General features: G+C 60.6%; 15 protein-coding genes. 10 read left to right on the top strand and 5 right to left on the bottom strand.

The annotated features are described in order from the left end of the window. The first annotated feature begins 2 nt into the window (after positions 1–2). From ACZ3GY_RS01675 to hisC, 7 genes are all read left to right on the top strand, one after another. Positions 3–635, top strand: a complete 633-nt coding sequence (locus ACZ3GY_RS01675; protein ID WP_465909211.1) for an MlaC/ttg2D family ABC transporter substrate-binding protein — start codon at positions 3–5, stop codon at positions 633–635. Beyond that, the gene (locus ACZ3GY_RS01680) at positions 632–940 is read left to right on the top strand and encodes an STAS domain-containing protein (protein ID WP_465908726.1); all 309 of its coding nucleotides are present in this window, start codon (positions 632–634) and stop codon (positions 938–940) included. The genes ACZ3GY_RS01675 and ACZ3GY_RS01680 overlap by 4 nt, the downstream gene beginning before the upstream one ends. 242 nt (positions 941–1,182) lie before the next feature. After that, a complete protein-coding gene (locus ACZ3GY_RS01685) occupies positions 1,183–1,422 on the top strand; it encodes a BolA family protein (RefSeq protein WP_225835224.1) in 240 nt (79 codons plus the stop codon). Between the two features lie 15 nt (positions 1,423–1,437). Continuing rightward, on the top strand, positions 1,438–2,703 hold the full coding sequence (gene murA / locus ACZ3GY_RS01690) for a UDP-N-acetylglucosamine 1-carboxyvinyltransferase (RefSeq protein WP_463563655.1): 1,266 nt from the start codon (positions 1,438–1,440) through the stop codon (positions 2,701–2,703). 4 nt (positions 2,704–2,707) lie between these two features. Then, positions 2,708–3,343 carry an ATP phosphoribosyltransferase gene (gene hisG, locus ACZ3GY_RS01695; protein WP_225835222.1) on the top strand — a complete coding sequence of 212 codons (636 nt, stop codon included), beginning with the start codon at positions 2,708–2,710 and terminating at the stop codon, positions 3,341–3,343. Positions 3,344–3,615: 272 nt separating this feature from the next. After that, entirely contained in the window at positions 3,616–4,926 is a 1,311-nt protein-coding gene (hisD, locus tag ACZ3GY_RS01700) for a histidinol dehydrogenase (protein ID WP_463563656.1), read from the top strand. A gap of 37 nt (positions 4,927–4,963) precedes the next feature. After that, complete coding sequence (gene hisC, locus ACZ3GY_RS01705) at positions 4,964–6,016, top strand: histidinol-phosphate transaminase (RefSeq protein WP_463563657.1); 1,053 nt, start codon at positions 4,964–4,966, stop codon at positions 6,014–6,016. A 253-nt stretch (positions 6,017–6,269) separates the two neighbouring features. On the opposite strand, the gene ACZ3GY_RS01710 is transcribed toward hisC, so the two are convergent. The 3 genes from ACZ3GY_RS01710 to algW form a co-directional block, all read right to left on the bottom strand. After that, positions 6,270–6,995 (bottom strand): DUF4198 domain-containing protein, encoded by a 726-nt coding sequence (locus ACZ3GY_RS01710; protein ID WP_465908727.1) that lies wholly within the window; start codon positions 6,993–6,995, stop codon positions 6,270–6,272. Between the two features lie 15 nt (positions 6,996–7,010). Then, positions 7,011–9,110: a TonB-dependent siderophore receptor gene (locus ACZ3GY_RS01715; RefSeq protein ID WP_465909212.1), complete on the bottom strand. Its 2,100-nt coding sequence runs from the start codon at positions 9,108–9,110 to the stop codon at positions 7,011–7,013. A 252-nt stretch (positions 9,111–9,362) separates the two neighbouring features. Then, positions 9,363–10,508, bottom strand: a complete 1,146-nt coding sequence (gene algW / locus ACZ3GY_RS01720) for a Do family serine endopeptidase AlgW (RefSeq protein ID WP_225835213.1) — start codon at positions 10,506–10,508, stop codon at positions 9,363–9,365. 108 nt (positions 10,509–10,616) lie between these two features. Between algW and ACZ3GY_RS01725 the strand changes: the two genes are divergently transcribed. After that, complete coding sequence (locus ACZ3GY_RS01725; protein ID WP_465908728.1) at positions 10,617–11,375, top strand: Nif3-like dinuclear metal center hexameric protein; 759 nt, start codon at positions 10,617–10,619, stop codon at positions 11,373–11,375. Between the two features lie 54 nt (positions 11,376–11,429). Here the strand turns inward: ACZ3GY_RS01725 and ACZ3GY_RS01730 are convergent, their stop codons facing one another. Beyond that, the gene (locus ACZ3GY_RS01730) at positions 11,430–14,156 is read right to left on the bottom strand and encodes an autotransporter family protein (RefSeq protein ID WP_465908729.1); all 2,727 of its coding nucleotides are present in this window, start codon (positions 14,154–14,156) and stop codon (positions 11,430–11,432) included. Positions 14,157–14,542: 386 nt separating this feature from the next. On the opposite strand from ACZ3GY_RS01730, the gene cysD reads away from it, so the two are divergent. Together cysD and cysN are read left to right on the top strand one after the other, a co-directional pair. Then, on the top strand, positions 14,543–15,460 hold the full coding sequence (cysD, locus tag ACZ3GY_RS01735; protein ID WP_225835207.1) for a sulfate adenylyltransferase subunit CysD: 918 nt from the start codon (positions 14,543–14,545) through the stop codon (positions 15,458–15,460). 1 nt (position 15,461) lies between these two features. Next, a complete protein-coding gene (gene cysN, locus ACZ3GY_RS01740) occupies positions 15,462–17,357 on the top strand; it encodes a sulfate adenylyltransferase subunit CysN (protein ID WP_465908730.1) in 1,896 nt (631 codons plus the stop codon). A gap of 110 nt (positions 17,358–17,467) precedes the next feature. Here cysN and osmE read toward each other — a convergent pair whose 3' ends face one another. Continuing rightward, complete coding sequence (gene osmE, locus ACZ3GY_RS01745) at positions 17,468–17,821, bottom strand: osmotically-inducible lipoprotein OsmE (protein ID WP_463563662.1); 354 nt, start codon at positions 17,819–17,821, stop codon at positions 17,468–17,470. Between the last annotated feature and the right edge of the window lie 64 nt (positions 17,822–17,885).

The raw sequence follows: 17,885 nt of genomic DNA on the forward strand, positions 1-17,885 counted from the left end.
TGATGATCAAGACCATGCGTAACAGCCTTGTCGCTTTGCTGGCTGCGATGCCCTTGCTGGCAGTGGCCGCGCCTGCTGCCCATGAAGTGGTGCAGGGAACCACGCAGACCCTCCTGGCCGACCTCAAGGCCAACAAGGAGCAGTACCGCAGCAATCCTGATGCCTTCTACAACTCGCTCAACGAGATTCTCGGCCCGGTCGTGGATGTCGATGGCGTTGCCCGCAGTGTCATGACGGTGCGCTATTCGCGTGAAGCCACGCCCGAGCAGATGACCCGTTTCCAGGAAAACTTCAAGCGCAGCCTGATGCAGTTCTATGGCAACGCGCTGCTTGAGTACAACAACCAGGACATCCGTGTGCTGCCGGCCACTGGCAAGCAGGATCCGCAGCGTACCTCGGTCAACATGGAAATCCGCGATGGTAAGGGCACGGTCTATCCGCTTTCGTACACCATGGTTGCCATGGACGGAACCTGGAAGCTGCGTAACGTAGTGATCAACGGTATCAACGTTGGCAAGCTGTTCCGCGATCAGTTCGCGCAGTCCATGCAGAACAACCGCAACGATCTCGACAAGGTCATCGACAGCTGGGCAGACACCGTTGCCCGCGCGCGTCAGGCCCGGGGGGCGTCGTGAGTTCAGCGGCCATCGTCGAACAGGCGCCGGGCGTTCTCGCGCTCTCCGGCGTCCTCGATTATCAGAGTGGTCCGGCCCTGCGTGAGCAGGGCGGTCGGCTGATCCAGGCCACCCAGGCAAGTACCTGCGTGATCGATTGTTCGGCGGTGGAGAAGTCCAGCAGTGTCGGTTTGTCTTTGCTGCTTGCCTATACCCGCGATGCTCGGGATGCTGACAAAGTGTTGAGCATTCGCGGCTTGCCCCAAGACATGAATGGGATCGCCAAGGTGTGCGAGCTGCACCATGTGCTTCCCTTGGAAGCCTAAGGCATTCAAAACGCCGCGGTCATTACCTTCTGGCGCCGCAGCTCGATACCGAGAATTGCTTCTGGCAATTTTTTGTTATGATGCCGGCCCCATGTCTACAGGCCCGTGCCGAGTGCCGCTGGCGGATCGTGCAGCCAGCAGCGTTGCTGCCTGACCTTCTCCGCAATTGCTGGCTCGGACGCTGTAAACAGATGTCGCCATGCGACGTTCACGCTTATTGAATACGTTGATCGAGGTTGAGCATGCAGGCCCTTGAGGTAAAAAGTTTCTTGGAGACCAAACTGCCGGAGGTTCAGGTAGAGGTCGACGGCGAAGGCTGCAACTTCCAGCTCAATCTGATCAGCGACGAGCTGGCCAGCCTTAGCCCGGTCAAGCGCCAGCAGCAAATTTACGCTCACCTCAATCCCTGGATCGCCGATGGCAGCATCCACGCCGTGAGCATGAAATTCTTCAGCCGTGCCGATTGGGCCGCGCGCTCCTGAGACGACGAGTTAGCTATGGATAAATTAAGCATTACTGGCGGCGTGCGTCTCGACGGCGAGATCCGCATTTCCGGTGCCAAGAACTCCGCACTGCCGATTCTGGCTGCGACCCTGCTCGGCAACGCGCCGGTGACCATCTGCAATCTGCCGCACCTGCACGACATCACCACGATGATCGAGCTGTTCGGCCGCATGGGCATCGAACCGATCATCGACGAGAAGCTCAGCGTCGAAGTCGACGCGCGCACCATGAAGACCCTGGTCGCGCCGTACGAGCTGGTGAAGACCATGCGCGCTTCGATTCTGGTGCTCGGCCCAATGGTCGCCCGCTTCGGTGAGGCCGAAGTGGCGTTGCCTGGTGGTTGCGCCATCGGCTCGCGCCCGGTCGACCTGCACATCCGCGGTCTGGAAGCCATGGGCGCGACCATCGATGTCGAAGGCGGTTACATCAAGGCCAAGGCGCCGGAAGGCGGTTTGCGCGGCGCGCACTTCTTCTTCGATATGGTCAGCGTGACCGGCACCGAGAACATCCTGATGGCCGCTACCCTTGCCAAAGGGCGCACCGTACTGGAAAACGCTGCTCGTGAACCTGAGGTGGTCGATCTGGCCAACTGCCTGATCGCCATGGGCGCGAAGATTCAAGGTGCCGGTACCGACACCATCACTATCGACGGCGTTGAAAGCCTGCATGGCGCTCGCTTTAGCGTGATGCCCGACCGTATCGAAACCGGTACCTACCTGGTAGCCGCTGCTGCCACGGGTGGCCGCATCAAGGTCAAGGATGCTGATCCGAGCACCTTGGAAGCCGTACTGGCCAAGCTGCAGGAAGCGGGTGCCGAAATCACTACCGGGCCCGACTGGATCGAGCTAGACATGAAGGGCAAGCGTCCGAAGGCCGTTAGCCTGCGCACCGCTCCTTATCCGGCTTTCCCGACCGACATGCAGGCGCAGTTCATCGCTCTCAATGCCATTGCCGAAGGCTCCGGTACTGTGATCGAAACGATCTTCGAAAACCGCTTCATGCACGTTTATGAAATGAGCCGCATGGGCGCGCAGATTCAGGTCGAAGGCAACACGGCCATCGTCACCGGTACCGCGCAGCTCAAGGGCGCTCCGGTAATGGCGACCGACCTGCGTGCTTCGGCCAGCCTGGTTATCGCCGCGCTGGTCGCCCAGGGCGACACGGTGATCGATCGCATCTACCACATCGACCGTGGCTACGAATGCATCGAAGAGAAACTGCAATTGCTGGGGGCGAAGATTCGCCGCGTGCCGGGCTGACCACATGCTGACCATTGCCCTGTCCAAAGGCCGTATTCTCGATGACACCCTGCCGCTGCTCGCGGCGGCAGGCATCGTGCCGACCGAGAATCCGGACAAGAGCCGCAAGCTGATCATCCCGACCACCCAAGATGACGTTCGTCTGCTGATCGTGCGCGCCACCGACGTACCGACTTATGTCGAGCATGGCGCTGCCGATCTTGGCGTCGCCGGTAAGGACGTGCTGCTCGAATACGGCGGCCAGGGGCTCTACGAGCCCCTGGATCTGCGTATTGCCCGCTGCAAGTTGATGACCGCTGGCGCCATCGGTGCGGCCGAGCCCAAGGGCCGCCTGCGCGTGGCCACCAAGTTCGTTAACGTCGCCAAGCGCTACTATGCCGAGCAAGGCCGTCAGGTCGACATCATCAAACTGTACGGTTCCATGGAGCTGGGGCCGCTGGTTGGCCTGGCCGACAAGATCATCGACGTGGTCGACACCGGCAACACCTTGCGAGCCAACGGTCTTGAAGCTCAGGAGCTGATCGCCCACATCAGCTCCCGGCTGATCGTCAACAAGGCTTCCATGAAGATGCAGCACAGCCGTGTCCAGGCCCTGATCGACACGCTGCGTGAAGCGGTCGAGACGCACCATCCTCATTGATCCTCTCCCGCGCGGCCTTGCAGGCCGTTGAAAAACGTAGTCGAGGCAGCCAGCGCAAGGAAAAAACAGACTAAAAAGCGGAGTGTACGAGTAGTACATGAGCATTTTGAGGCTGTTTTTAACGCCGCGATGGCAACGCAGATAGTTTTTCAGCAGCCTGCCTGGGCTGCGCAACGCCTATCCGTGCTATAGCCAAATTCTCAGGTGCCCGCACGGTGGGCTTGCTACTCTAGCGGCGCCTGAGAACACGCCATCCAGATGAGGCTTTCGCTATGACCGCTCCAGTTGCCATTCGCCGACTCAACGCTGCCGACCCGGATTTCGCTCATCATCTGGATCATCTGCTGAGCTGGGAAAGCGTCTCGGATGACGGCGTCAATCAGCGCGTGCTGGATATCATCAAGGCCGTGCGTGAGCGTGGCGATGCAGCGCTGGTCGAGTTCACCCAGCGTTTCGATGCCCTTGAAGTCGCCTCCATGGCCGACCTGATTCTGCCGCGCGAGCGTCTGGAGTTGGCGCTGACGCGCATCACCACTGAGCAGCGCCAGGCGCTCGAAGTCGCCGCCGAGCGCGTGCGCAGCTACCACGAGAAACAGAAGCAGGATTCCTGGACCTACACCGAGGCCGACGGCACGGTGCTGGGCCAGAAGGTCACGCCGTTGGATCGTGCCGGCCTGTACGTGCCGGGCGGCAAGGCATCCTATCCGTCGTCGGTGCTGATGAATGCCATCCCGGCCAAGGTTGCCGGTGTCCCGGAAGTGGTGATGGTGGTGCCCACGCCCCGTGGCGAGATCAACGAGATCGTGCTTGCCGCGGCCTGCATTGCCGGTGTCGACCGGGTGTTCACCATTGGTGGCGCCCAGGCTGTCGCGGCGCTGGCCTATGGCACCGAAAGCGTGCCGCCGGTGGACAAGATCGTCGGCCCAGGCAACATTTATGTGGCGACTGCCAAGCGCCATGTGTTCGGCAAGGTCGGTATCGACATGATCGCCGGGCCGTCGGAGATTCTCGTCGTCTGCGACGGCCAGACCGATCCGGACTGGATCGCTATGGATCTGTTCTCTCAGGCCGAGCACGACGAAGACGCGCAGTCGATTCTGGTCAGCCCGGATGCAGCTTTCCTCGACAAGGTCGCCGAGAGCATCACTCGCCTGCTGCCGAGCCTGGAGCGTGAGGCGATTGCTCGTACCTCTATCGAAGGCCGTGGCGCGCTGATCCAGGTCGCGGACATGGCCCAGGCCATTGAAGTGGCCAACCGTATCGCGCCTGAACACCTGGAGCTCTCGGTCGAGAACCCGGAGCAGTACCTGCCAGAGATCCGTCACGCGGGGGCCATCTTCATGGGCCGTTACACCGCCGAAGCGCTGGGCGATTACTGTGCGGGGCCGAACCACGTGTTGCCTACATCGGGCACTGCGCGCTTCTCGTCGCCGCTGGGGGTCTACGACTTCCAGAAGCGTTCGTCGATCATCCACTGTTCGGCCGAAGGTGCTTCCGAACTCGGCAAGGTGGCCTCGGTACTGGCCCGTGGCGAGTCGCTGACCGCACACGCCCGTAGTGCCGAGTACCGCATCAAGAACTGACCCAACGATTAAACCGAATTCGAGGAGAGAAGGGCAGATGAGCAAATTCTGGAGCCCCTTCGTCAAAGGCCTGGTGCCTTACGTACCGGGTGAGCAGCCCAAGCTGAGCAAGCTGGTCAAGCTCAATACCAACGAAAATCCCTATGGCCCGTCGCCCAAGGCTATCGCCGCCATGCGCGAGGAGCTCAACGACGACCTGCGTCTGTATCCCGACCCCAACGGCGATCGCTTGAAGCAGGCAGTCGCTGAGTTCTATGGCGTAAAGACTGCTCAGGTATTCGTCGGCAACGGTTCTGACGAAGTGCTGGCCCATGCTTTCCACGGCCTGTTCCAGCATGGCAAACCGCTGTTGTTCCCCGATATCAGCTACAGCTTTTACCCGGTCTACTGTGGCCTGTATGGCATTCAGGCCGAGCCGTTGGCATTGGACGAGCAGTTTCAGATCCGTATCGAGGATTATGCGCGGCCCAATGGCGGCATCATTTTCCCGAACCCCAATGCACCTACCGGCTGCCTGCTGGCCCTGGAGGCCATCGAGCGCCTTCTACAGGCTAATCCGGATACCGTGGTGCTGGTGGATGAAGCCTATATCGACTTCGGTGGCGTCTCGGCCATCAGCCTGGTCGACAAGTACCCGAATCTGCTGGTGACCCAGACTCTGTCCAAGTCCCGCTCTCTGGCTGGCCTGCGGGTTGGCCTGGCAGTCGGGCACGTAGATCTGATCGAAGCGCTGGAGCGGATCAAGAACAGTTTCAACTCCTACCCGCTGGATCGCATCGCCATCGCCGGTGCGGCGGCGGCGTTCGAGGATCGGGCTTACTTCGAGCAGACCTGCGCCGCGGTGATCGACAGCCGCGAAAAGGTCACGGCTGGTTTGCAAGCGCTGGGGTTCGAGGTGCTGCCCTCGGCGGCCAACTTCATCTTCGCCCGCCACCCGCAGCGTGATGCTGCCGGTATTGCGGCAGCACTGCGTGAGCAGGGCGTGATCGTGCGCCACTTCAAACAGGAACGTATCGCCCAGTTCCTGCGCATCAGCATTGGTTCGCCCGAGCAGAACCAGGCGCTGCTGGATGCGCTGGCAACGCTCTGATGTTTTGCGGATGAAAATGAAAAAGCCAGGGCAGATACCCTGGCTTTTTCGTTTTCGTGTTGGCGGCGGCTTGGCCTCAAGCGTTAGCTCGAACTATCGGTGTTCCATCGCCATTCGCCGCGAGGTCGCGGCTCCTACAGCGTGTCGCTAGACGACTAGCCGCTGCGTAGGGGCGTCGCCCTCGGCGCGAATAGTGTGAGTGCGGCGATCAAACCTAAGGCTCGATGCCGCTGGCCGGTTTAAGCGTCGACCATCAGTGATGATGCCCCTGACCGATAAACGTCAGCGAGGTGAAGTAGCCACGGCTGTCGATATCGGCATCACCTTTCACCGCCTGACTGGCCTCGGCGGCGATGATGTTCAGGCCTTCGTTGCGAATCAGCACCTGTGCTTCGCCCTTGGCATTGGTGGTGGCGCTGACCTGATCCGGTGCGCTGCGGTAGTCGCCGATCAGTTTGATATCGGCAGCTGGCTTGCCGTCGACCAGCACACGAACCGGCAGCGGCTTGCCGACACCGACTTCAAGAGGATCGGCCAAGGGCACGATTACCATACGCAGATCTTTCAGATCGGGCAGGTGGGCGCCTTCCTGATAGATCGCCAGGCTGTATTTGTAGGTATGCAGTGCCTCCACGGCGTTCGGGACTTTGCTGCGGCCCTGATTGATCCATTTGCCGTCTGCGGTCTTCGACCAGGCGCCGTTATCCAGTGCCACGGCCAACGAAGCGGGTGCGTTCAGCGGCTTCAGGCGGGCATGGTCGGCAAGGCGTTCGATGGTCACCGGAACGGTCTTGCCGGCGCCGTTGAAGGCCCAGGCGCGGCTGATCTTGTCGGCCTTGAAGGCGTCGTCTTCGGCACCATGGCCGTAGACTACTTCGATATTGCCGCGGCGTTGCTCCGTCCACAGGCCGTGGGCGCCGGCCTGGCCGGCAACGGCCAGGAGTGCCAGTAGGGCGGCGGTTTTGCTTGAGATGCGCATGATGCGTCCTTTCGATCAGAGGTTGAGGGTCAGGCTGACACTGAGGTTGCGCGGCTCGCCGGGTAGCACCCAGACGCTGTTGTAGGCGCGCTCGTAATACTTGCGGTCGAACAGGTTGTTGAGGTTCAGGCCCACGGTGACTTCCTCGCTGGCCTTGTAGTGGGCCAGCAGATCGACCGTGCTGTAGGACGGCACCGTGAAGGTGCTACCCGCCTGGCCAGAGCGCTCGCCGACGTAGTTGAGGGCTGCGCCGAGGTCGGAGCCGCGCAGGGCACCGTTCTGGAATTCGTACACACTCATCAGGCTGGCGCTGTTGCGAGCAATACCGAGCAGGTCGCTGCCCTTTGGCAGGGCGGCGTCGCCCTTGGTTACCTCGGCATCGATGTAGGCGTAGGCACCGATGACTCGTACGGCGTCGCTCAACTGGCCGCTGAACTGCATGTCCAGGCCCTGGCTGCGGGCCTCGCCGGCGGCCACGCTTTCACCCAGGGCGTCGGTGGTGATGACGTTTTCCTTGTCGATCTGGAACAGGGCGATGGTCGCGCCGAGGCGGCCGTCGAGCAGGTCGAGTTTCACGCCGGTCTCGTAGCCCAGGCCTTTCTCCGGTTTGTAGATCTGGCCCTGGGTGCCGATGGTGTTGGGTTTGAACGAGGTAGAGGCATTGGCGAACACGCCGACCTGCGGGGTCAGTTGATAGAGCAGGCCGAGGCGCGGTGTGGCGACGTCCTTTTCCTGGCTGTTGCTGACGCGCGTCGAGCGGTTCAGTGATGTCTGCTCGACATGCTCCAGGCGTACCCCGACCAGACCGCGCAGACGATCGGTAAAGGCGACTTGATCCTGCAGGTTCAGTGCGTAGCTTTCCGTGCGCTCGTGGAAGTCATTGACACGCGTCAGCGCTGGCTTGGGCTGGCCGTACACCGGGTTGTAGATATCCAGGCCGTAGCTCAGCAGAGTCGCGCTCTGTGGATACTTCTGGCTGTTGCGGTAGTTCTCGTACTCCAGGCCGATCAGGGTCTGGTGCTGCCAGCCGGCAAACTCGAAATCACCATGCAGCTCGGCCTGGGTGATGTTGTCGTTCCACTCGAAATCACGTTGGCGATAGAAACGGGTGATGGTCGTGCCGACCAGCGCCTGGGGTTCCGAGCTGTTTCCCTGCAAGGTGCCCTGGGTGTAATGGTTGGCCAGACGCAGTTTCCAGGTGTCGTTCAGGTAGTGCTCGAGGGCCAGGTCGAGGGTCTGGTTGTCGTTGCGAATGTCACCGTCGTTGGGCTCGCCAACGAACGTTGATCGCTTGACTGAGCCCAGCTGGCCATTCACGGCCGGGATGCCGCGGTCGAATACGGATTCGGTGCGGGAGAACTCGGCGTCCAGCATCAGCCGGGTATCCGGGGATATCTGCCAGCTCAGCGACGGGCTGACGATGCGCCGCTCGCTGCCGACGTGATCGCGAAAGCTGCCGTTGTCCTCGATGGCCATATTGACCCGGGAGAGCAGGTGGCCGTCTTCGGTAAGTGGAGTATTCACGTCCAGGCTGCTGCGGTAGCGATCCCAGCTACCGGCACTCAGCGAGAGGGTGGTAAATGCCTCCTCTTGCGGGCGCTTGGTGACGATATTGACCAGGCCGCCAGGGTCGCCGCGGCCATAGAGACTGGCCGCCGGCCCCTTGAGGACTTCAATTCGTTCGATGTTGGAGGTATCCGGCGAACTGTAGCTGCCCCGGTTGATCGCGAAACCGTTCTTGTACAGCTCGCCGGTGGTGAAGCCCCGCACGCTGTAATTGAGGAAGGTCAGCCCACCGAAGTTGTTTTGCCGCGAAACGCCGCCGGCGAAATCCAGGGCGCGGTCGATGCGCGTGGTATTGAGATCCTTGAGTACCTGGGCCGGTACCACCTGAATGCTCTGCGGGGTATCGCGGATGTCGGTGTCGGTACGGGTAGCCGTTGCCGAGCGCGTGGCGCGATAGCCCTGTACCGGGCCATCGGCGGACTCCTGGCGATGTTGGGCATTGATCACGCTTTCGTCGAGCAGCAGTGCATCGGGGTTTTCGGCGTACGAGGAAATACTCAGCAGGCTGAGCGGTAGGCTGGTGAGCAGGGCGAGGGAGCGATGCAAGATGCAGATCCTTGGCAAATTAAAAACGTAATAACATTACATTTTAATGCTGTCAGGCTGCAACTACAGCTTTCTATTTCGCTATCTGTGTCGTGTTCACGGTAAGGTTTTCAGGACGAGCCGCGCTTCAAGACGAAGCCAGGCGGCACCTGTGGAAGATCAGGGAAGGCGTGGGCGATCAGCCATTCCCCGTGTATTGCTACTGGCTGATCGCTGCCCGGTGCGGCGGTATTTCTGGCAGCAACGCCATGTGTTCTAGTTGCTGGTGGCGACTGGCGGGCGTACGCCAACTTCGGCACTGAGTTCCATCATCTTGCCATTGCGCATGACTTCGATACGGATCGTCTCACCCGGTTTGGCACGAGCGACCTGGTTCATCGAGCGGCGAGCGTCACCGGCAGGCTCACCATCTATCTTGAGGATCAGGTCGTTGGGCTGCAGGCCTGCTTTCTGCGCCGGGCCATTGCGGTAGATGCCGGCGACGATGATGCCTTGCCGTCCTTCCAGCCCGAAGGACTCGGCCAGCTCCGGAGTCAGCGGTTGCACTTCGAGGCCCAGCCAGCCACGGATTACCTGACCATGCTCGATGATTGCCTGCATCACCTCCATCGCCAGTTTCACCGGAATGGCGAAACCGATGCCCTGCGAGCCCCCGGACTTGGAGAAGATCGCCGTGTTGATGCCGACCAGATTGCCATAGGCGTCGACCAGCGCACCGCCGGAGTTGCCGGGGTTGATCGCCGCGTCAGTCTGGATGAAGTCTTCGTAAGTGTTGAGGCCGAGCTGGTTACGCCCGGTGGCGCTGATGATGCCCATGGTCACGGTCTGGCCGACGCCAAACGGGTTGCCGATGGCCAGGGTGACGTCACCGATCCTGATATTGTCGGAGCGGCCCAGTGTCATTGAGGGCAGATCCTTGAGATCGATCTTCAGTACTGCGAGGTCGGTTTCCGGATCGCTACCGATCACCCGTGCCAGCGTCTCGCGGCCATCCTTGAGTGCCACTACGATCTGATCCGCATTGGCGGTCACGTGGTTGTTGGTCAGCAGATAGCCTTCCGGGCTCATGATCACTGCCGAGCCGAGGCTGGATTCCATACGCCGTTGGCCTGGCAGATTCTCACCATAGAACTTGCGGAACTGCGGATCATCGAGCAACGGGTGGTTAGACTTGCCTACGTACTTGGTGGTGTACAGGTTGGCCACCGCCGGCGAGGCAGTGCTCACTGCCGTGGCGTAGGAAGCAGGGCCCTCCTGCGCGCGTGCGTAAGCAGGCGCCTGGCGGAGCTGCACGTCTTGCATCGGCAGGCCCACCAGTTGCGGGTACTGTTGCATGACCAGCAGCGATACCAGAACGCCGACCAGTAGTGGCCAGCCGAAGAAACGCAGGGCCTTGAGCATCGATCCAATCCTGAGGGTTGCGAGGCCCTGATCGGGCCCTTAAGGTGCGCCATTATAGAGAACCGCGCCAATAAAGCAGCGGTTCGCAACAGCTCGTGAGGAAACAATATGGCCATTGCTCTAACGACCTTGGTGGAGGACGCCGAACGCTATCTTGGCGCTTCGCGTATCAGCGATTACTGCCCCAATGGCCTGCAGGTCGAGGGCCGGCCACAGGTGCAGCGCATCGTCAGTGGCGTGACCGCCAGCCTGGCGCTGATCGAAGCTGCGGTGGAGGCTCGCGCAGACGTGCTGCTGGTGCACCACGGCTATTTCTGGAAGGGCGAGAATCCCTGCATCACTGGCATGAAGCAGCGTCGCTTGAAAACCCTGCTGGCCAACGACATCAGTTTGCTGGCCTATCACCTGCCGCTGGATGTACACGCCGAGGTGGGCAACAACGTGCAGCTCGCCCGGCAATTGGATATTACCGTCGAGGGGCCTCTGGAACCGGACAACCCACGTACCGTCGGCCTGGTCGGTTCGCTGGCGCAGCCCATCAGCGCACGGGATTTTGCCCGCCGCGTACATGAAGTACTGGGGCGCGAGCCATTGCTGGTGGAGGGGGAGGGAATGGTCAGCCGTATTGGCTGGTGCACGGGGGGCGGGCAGGGTTACATCGATCAGGCCATCGCCGCAGGCGTCGATCTCTATCTGACCGGAGAAGCCTCCGAGCAGACTTACCACAGCGCCCTGGAAAACGGCGTCAGCTTCATCGCTGCTGGGCATCACGCGACCGAACGCTATGGCGTTCAGGCCTTAGGCGAATACTTGAGCCGGCGCTTCGCCATCGAGCACCTGTTCATCGATTGTCCGAACCCGATCTAGGGTTTTGAGGAACGGCGACCGAGCGGCAGGCCCGGTCGCCGTATTGGGGCAGGGTCAGAAGTCGTAACGAACCTTGGCACGCAGGGTGTCGGCATCGAAGCCCGAACGACCCACGTGCTCATAGCCCCCACCGAGGCTCAGCGCACCGACGCGGTAGTTGACGCCCAGGCTGGCCTCGTAACTGTCACGGGCCGGGCTGGCGCCGTGGGTTACGAATGACGAACCGCCGAGCACGAAGCTCGAGGTGCTGGTGGCTTGATCGGCCGCGAAGTCGTGATAGGCCATCAGCTTCAGCTCCGGCTCCAGCGTGCCCTGGCCGACGGAGAACTGGCTGGCCAGACGCGCACCCGCACCGAGCTCGATGGTCTCGTAGCGCTGGCTGCTCACTGCCAGTGCTGCCGAAGAGCCTTTTTCACGGTAGCTGTCGATGTCCAGGCGGCTGTAGCGTGCGGCAACGCGCGGCTCCAGGGTGATGCCGTTGGCGTGCAGTCCGTAGCCTGCCTCCAGGTTCAGCGCCAGAGACTGGCTGTCGAAATCACCCTTGGCGCGAGTGCCGGCGACGTTGCGCTTGCTGGTGTTGTCGTTGAAACCGTAGCTCAGGCTGGTGTCGACGAAAACCGGGCCTTGTTCGAAGCCCGAGTAGAGCGTCAGCACCTGGGTGTCGATCTCGCTCTTGTTACCGTTGCGGCCACTCACGTTGGTGTCCAGGTTGCTGTAGGCGGCACCCAGTGTCCATTGCTCGTTCAGCTTGCCGTCGATACCCAGGCTGAGACCGCGGCTGTCGGCGTCGTAACCGGCGATGCCGCTGCGGCGACCCTGACGCAGATCGCTGTCATGACCCTGCACCCAGAACCCACTTTTACTGAACGCCGAGCCCGACGACGTGCCACGCAGTGCCGACGTACGCGAGGTTAGCGCGCCGTTGACCAGATTCTGTGTGGCGCGTGCAGCGCTCTGCAGGGCTCCGTCGACCTGCGGTGCGAGCTGCTCGCTGAGTGCCGCGAGCTGGGCTTCATCGGCGTTGGCGAAGTTTTGGAAAACGCTATCGTTGTCGTCCAGCTGCCCCATCACGTCTGCATAGAACGGCTCGAAGGCATTGCTGGCGTTCGAGCTGCTGCCCGCCTGATCGATGATCTCGCCGGCCTGCTCGCCGGATACCGTGCTGACTGTCGCCAGAACTTCGGTATCGGTGAGTCTGGAGGAATCGACGGTCAGCAGTGCGGAGCTGCTGAGAACCTGCGGGCCTGCACCTTCGTACTCGAGTACACCGGCTTTGATTAGCTTGTACTCCTTGCCAGCAGCCCGGAATGCCTCAGAGGTCGGACGCAGAGCGATGCTGCTCGTTGGCGAAAAATAAGCATCGTCGCGCACCGTCAGAATGGCGCGATTGGGGTCTGTCGCATCGCTCAGGTTGAGTTGCAGCTCGGTGCCGCGGTTCATTTCCAGAGCGCCGTCGATGGTGACGTGCGGCTGCACCAGAGTCAGTCGTCCCGGCTTACCCAAAGGGCTGTCTTCTGCATTGAACAGGTCGACAACGCTAAGTTGTTCGCCGGTAAATTGCCCATTCTCGATGCGTGTGCCATCGAAAATGGTGTCCCCGGTTACAGCTATGTAGCCGATACCCGAAATATTGCCTTTTACCGTTCCGCCAGCCAGATCTACACGCAGGGTGGAGTCACCCGGGTTGGCATAAATGGAATACTCACCACCCTCGATCACACCGCCTTTATGCACGATGTCGTAGTCGGGATCTAACGGATCGCCTCCGTCCGAGGTGAAATCCGACAGATAGATACCGACCCGGTCGCCCTGAATGGTTCCGCTGTTGACGATGCCGCCGCCGATGCGCCCACCGTCCACATAGAGGCCGGCTGAGTCCTCTCCCTTGGCGCGGATGGTGCCGCTGTTGTTCAGTTCGCCATCGATCTCTGCTTGATAGAGCACGATGCCAGCTGCGGTGCCGCCTTGGCCACCCACTGCGGTCACGTCGATGGTGCCGCTGTTGAGCAGGTCGCCGCTGATGCGCGCCAGATCCGAATGACCTTCGTAAGCGTGTATGGCAATCCCGCTGGCTTCATACGCGCTGACAGTAACGTCGCCGCTGTTGGTCAAATCGCCATTGACAATGCTGGTATCGACGGTGATGCCTTCAGCTTCGCTAAGGTTGCTCGCATCGCCAGGCGCGGTAATGCCCTCGGCCGTGATAGTGCCCGTATTGTTCAGGCCATTGAACTGACTGCCCGCATAAGCGGCGATGCCGTGGATGTAATCGCCGCTGACGGAGATGGACCCATCGTTATCGAGTGCGCCAGCCAATGTGCTGGAGCCGATACGAATACCGTCGGCCTGATCGAGGCTGCTCACTTCAATGCTGCCACTGTTCTTCAGGCCACCGCCTGCCGTGACCGAGTTCAGGCCCAGGCCGGCCGGTGTATTCGAACCACCGGTAAGTGCATCAGTAGCTGTGACCTTGAGCGCGCCGCTGTTGGTGATACCACCGTCCAGCTGCGTATTGTCGATGGTCACTGCAGTCGGACTACCTGCGCTTGTCGTGACGTCGGCGCCAACATTCAGGTCGCCTCGTACAGACGTATTGCCGCTCAGCGTGAGGGCATCTTGCGTCGTCGAGAGCGCGCCAGAGATGGACAGACCATCGGCAATCGTTTGATTGCTCCAGGTCTTGGCACCGTTATCGATCTGGTAGGTTTCTGCGTGAGCGGCAAGGCTGGCAGTGGTGATTGCGAGGGCGAGCATGGAGCGGGTTAGTGGTGTGGATGACATTCGGCTCTCCTTGAGCACAGCAACGTGAAACACCCTGCTTGGCAGCGAGCGGGGAACTCGCGTCCCGGTAGGCGGGATTGACGCAGTCGCATGCTGATTTTTTACTCACAGGGTGAGCAAGCTCGAGCGACCGCTATTGCGAAATGTTTCGCCGGGTTCATTGACGACCTGACGGATAGGAGAGTTCCGTAGCGCTCCGCAAAAATTAGGATTATTCCGATTTGCTGCGTGGAGCGTTGTGATGCCCGTGAGTCCAAATTGGCAGGTATAAAGTTAGATCGTTTCGATCTAAGTGGCTTCCTGAATAGAATGAGGCGCTGTGCTAGAGTGCGCGCTCGTCCAAGGCCCGCCGGCCTAAATAAAATATCGTTATCCCGTGAGTAGCCATGCTCGACAAACTGACGCACTTGAAACAGCTCGAGGCGGAAAGCATCCACATCATTCGTGAAGTGGCCGCCGAATTCGATAACCCGGTGATGCTCTATTCCATCGGCAAAGATTCCGCCGTGATGCTGCATCTCGCGCGCAAGGCCTTTTTTCCCGGGAAACTGCCATTCCCGGTGATGCACGTGGACACGCGCTGGAAATTCCAGGAGATGTACAGCTTCCGCGAGAAGATGGTCAGCGAGTACGGCCTGGATCTGATCACCCACACCAACCCCGAGGGTGTGGCGCAGGACATGAACCCCTTCACTTACGGCAGTGCCAAGCACACCGACGTGATGAAGACCGAAGGCCTCAAGCAGGCGCTGGACAAGTACGGCTTCGACGCTGCCTTCGGTGGCGCGCGCCGTGACGAAGAGAAGTCCCGTGCCAAGGAGCGTGTGTACTCGTTCCGCGACAACAAGCACCGCTGGGATCCCAAGAACCAGCGCCCCGAGCTGTGGAACGTTTACAACGGCAACGTCAAGAAGGGCGAGTCGATCCGCGTATTCCCGCTCTCCAACTGGACAGAGCTGGATATCTGGCAGTACATCTACCTTGAGCAGATTCCGATCGTGCCGCTGTATTTCGCCGAAGAGCGCGAAGTGATCGAGATGAACGGCGCGCTGATCATGATCGACGATGAACGCATCCTCGAGCACCTCACTCCCGAGCAGAAAGCCAGCATTCACAAGAAGATGGTGCGCTTCCGTACCCTGGGCTGCTACCCGCTAACAGGCGCGGTGGAGTCCACTGCCAGCACCCTGCCGGAAATCATTCAGGAAATGCTGTTGGCCAAGACCTCTGAGCGCCAGGGCCGGGTTATCGATCATGACTCGTCCGGCTCGATGGAAGAGAAGAAACGCCAGGGGTACTTTTGATATGTCGTACCAATCCGAATTGATCAGCGAGGATATCCTCGCTTACCTGGCCCAGCACGAACGTAAAGAGCTGCTGCGTTTTCTGACCTGCGGCAATGTCGACGACGGCAAGAGCACGCTGATCGGCCGCCTGCTGCATGACTCCAAGATGATCTACGAAGACCATCTGGACGCCATCACCAAAGACTCGAAAAAAGTCGGCACCACCGGTGAAGACATCGACCTGGCGCTGCTGGTTGACGGCCTGCAGGCCGAGCGCGAGCAGGGCATCACCATCGATGTCGCATACCGCTATTTCAGCACCACCAAACGCAAGTTCATCATCGCCGACACCCCCGGCCATGAGCAGTACACGCGCAACATGGCAACCGGCGCCTCCAACTGCGACCTGGCGATCATCCTGATCGACGCCCGTTACGGCGTGCAGACCCAGACCAAGCGCCACAGCTTCATCGCCTCGCTGCTGGGCATCAAGCACATCGTCGTCGCCATCAATAAGATGGATCTGAAGGGCTTCGATGAAGGCGTGTTCGAGCAGATCAAGGCCGATTACCAGGCCTTCGCCGACAAGATCAATCTCAAGCCCACGTCGCTGTTCTTCGTGCCCATGTCGGCGCTCAAGGGCGACAACGTGGTCAACAAGTCCGAGCGTTCGCCGTGGTACTGCGGCCAGTCGCTGATGGAAATTCTCGAGACCGTGGAAGTGGCGGGCGACCGCAATTTCGACGATCTGCGCTTCCCTGTGCAGTACGTCAATCGTCCGAACCTGAACTTCCGCGGCTTCGCCGGCACCCTGGCGAGCGGCATCGTGCGCAAGGGTGATGAAATCATCGCCCTGCCATCGGGCAAGGGCAGCAAGGTCAAATCCATCGTCACCTTTGAAGGCGAGCTGGAGCAGGCCGGTCCAGGCCAGGCCATCACCCTGACCCTGGAAGACGAGATCGACGTATCGCGCGGCGACATGCTGGTGCATGCCGACAACCGCCCTCAGGTGGTCGACAGCTTCGACGCCATGCTGGTGTGGATGGCCGAAGAGCCGATGCTTCCGGGCAAGAAATACGACATCAAGCGCGCCACCAGCTACGTTCCAGGCTCTATCGCCAGCATCGCTCACCGGGTGGATGTGAACACCCTGGAAGAGGGCGCTGCGAGCAGCCTGCAGCTCAATGAAATCGGCAAGGTGAAGATCGCCCTCGATGCATCGATCGCCCTGGACGGTTATGCCCATAACCGCACCACCGGCGCGTTCATCATCATCGACCGGTTGACCAATGGCACCGTCGGTGCCGGCATGATCATCAGCGATGCTCAGGGTTCCGGTTCGGGTCACCACAGCGAGTCCGGTCACGTCTCCACCGAAGAACGTGCATCGCGCTTCGGCCAGCAACCGGCCACCGTGTTGTTCAGCGGCCTGTCGGGCGCGGGCAAGAGCACGCTGGCCTATGCGGTCGAGCGCAAGCTTTTCGACATGGGGCGTGCGGTGTATGTGCTCGACGGCCAGAACCTGCGCCATGACCTGAACAAGGGCTTGCCGCAGGATCGCGCCGGGCGTACCGAGAACTGGCGTCGTGCCGCGCACGTGGCGCGTCAGTTCAACGAAGCCGGTCTGCTTACCCTGGCCGCGTTCGTGGCGCCGGATGCCGAAGGGCGCGAGCAGGCCAAGGCGCTGATCGGTGCCGAGCGGCTGATCACCGTTTACGTGCAGGCGTCGCCGCAGGTGTGCGCAGAGCGTGACCCGCAGGGACTATATGCGGCGGCTGGCGATAACATTCCGGGCGAGTCCTTCCCGTACGATGTGCCGTTGAACGCTGATCTGGTGGTGGATACGCAAAACTTATCTGTGGACGAAGGCGTCAAGCAGGTGCTGGCAGTACTGCGCAGCCGCGGCGCTATCTAAAATCTACTGATGATCAGCTGCGCGTCGGCCCTGCTGCTCGGGGCCTGATCGCTGCGCAAAAAAATGCCCGCTCTCCTTGGAGACGGGCATTTTTATTACCGGCGGCTGAATCAGATACCCTTACCACGGGCGCGTTCGCGCTCGTTGATTTCCATCTGCTCGCAGGTCAGGAAGCCTTTGCTGTCGACCCGGTCTGCGGAGTTGAAGGCAACGTAGTAAGGCTGTTCTTTGCCGTCACGGTTGAGGACATAGTTGTTGCAGGTGCCCGGAAGAAGCGTGCGGGTCATCTCCGAGGAGGGTGGGCCGCCCAGTTCCAGAACGGTCGACTTGCTCATGTCTTTCTCGACCTGTTTGACCAGCGGCTCGTTACGGTAGGTGATGTGGTCAACCGGATTTTCCGGCTTGCCGGCACAACCGGTAAGAACGGCCAGAACGCATGCGGCACCCAGACTTTGCTTGAACATGGTTTATTTCCCTTGTGATGAACCTGACCATTTTTTCGAGCCTGGCGGGTGTGGATAAGTTCGT

Source organism: Pseudomonas sp. PME37.24/006 (genome assembly GCF_055556635.1).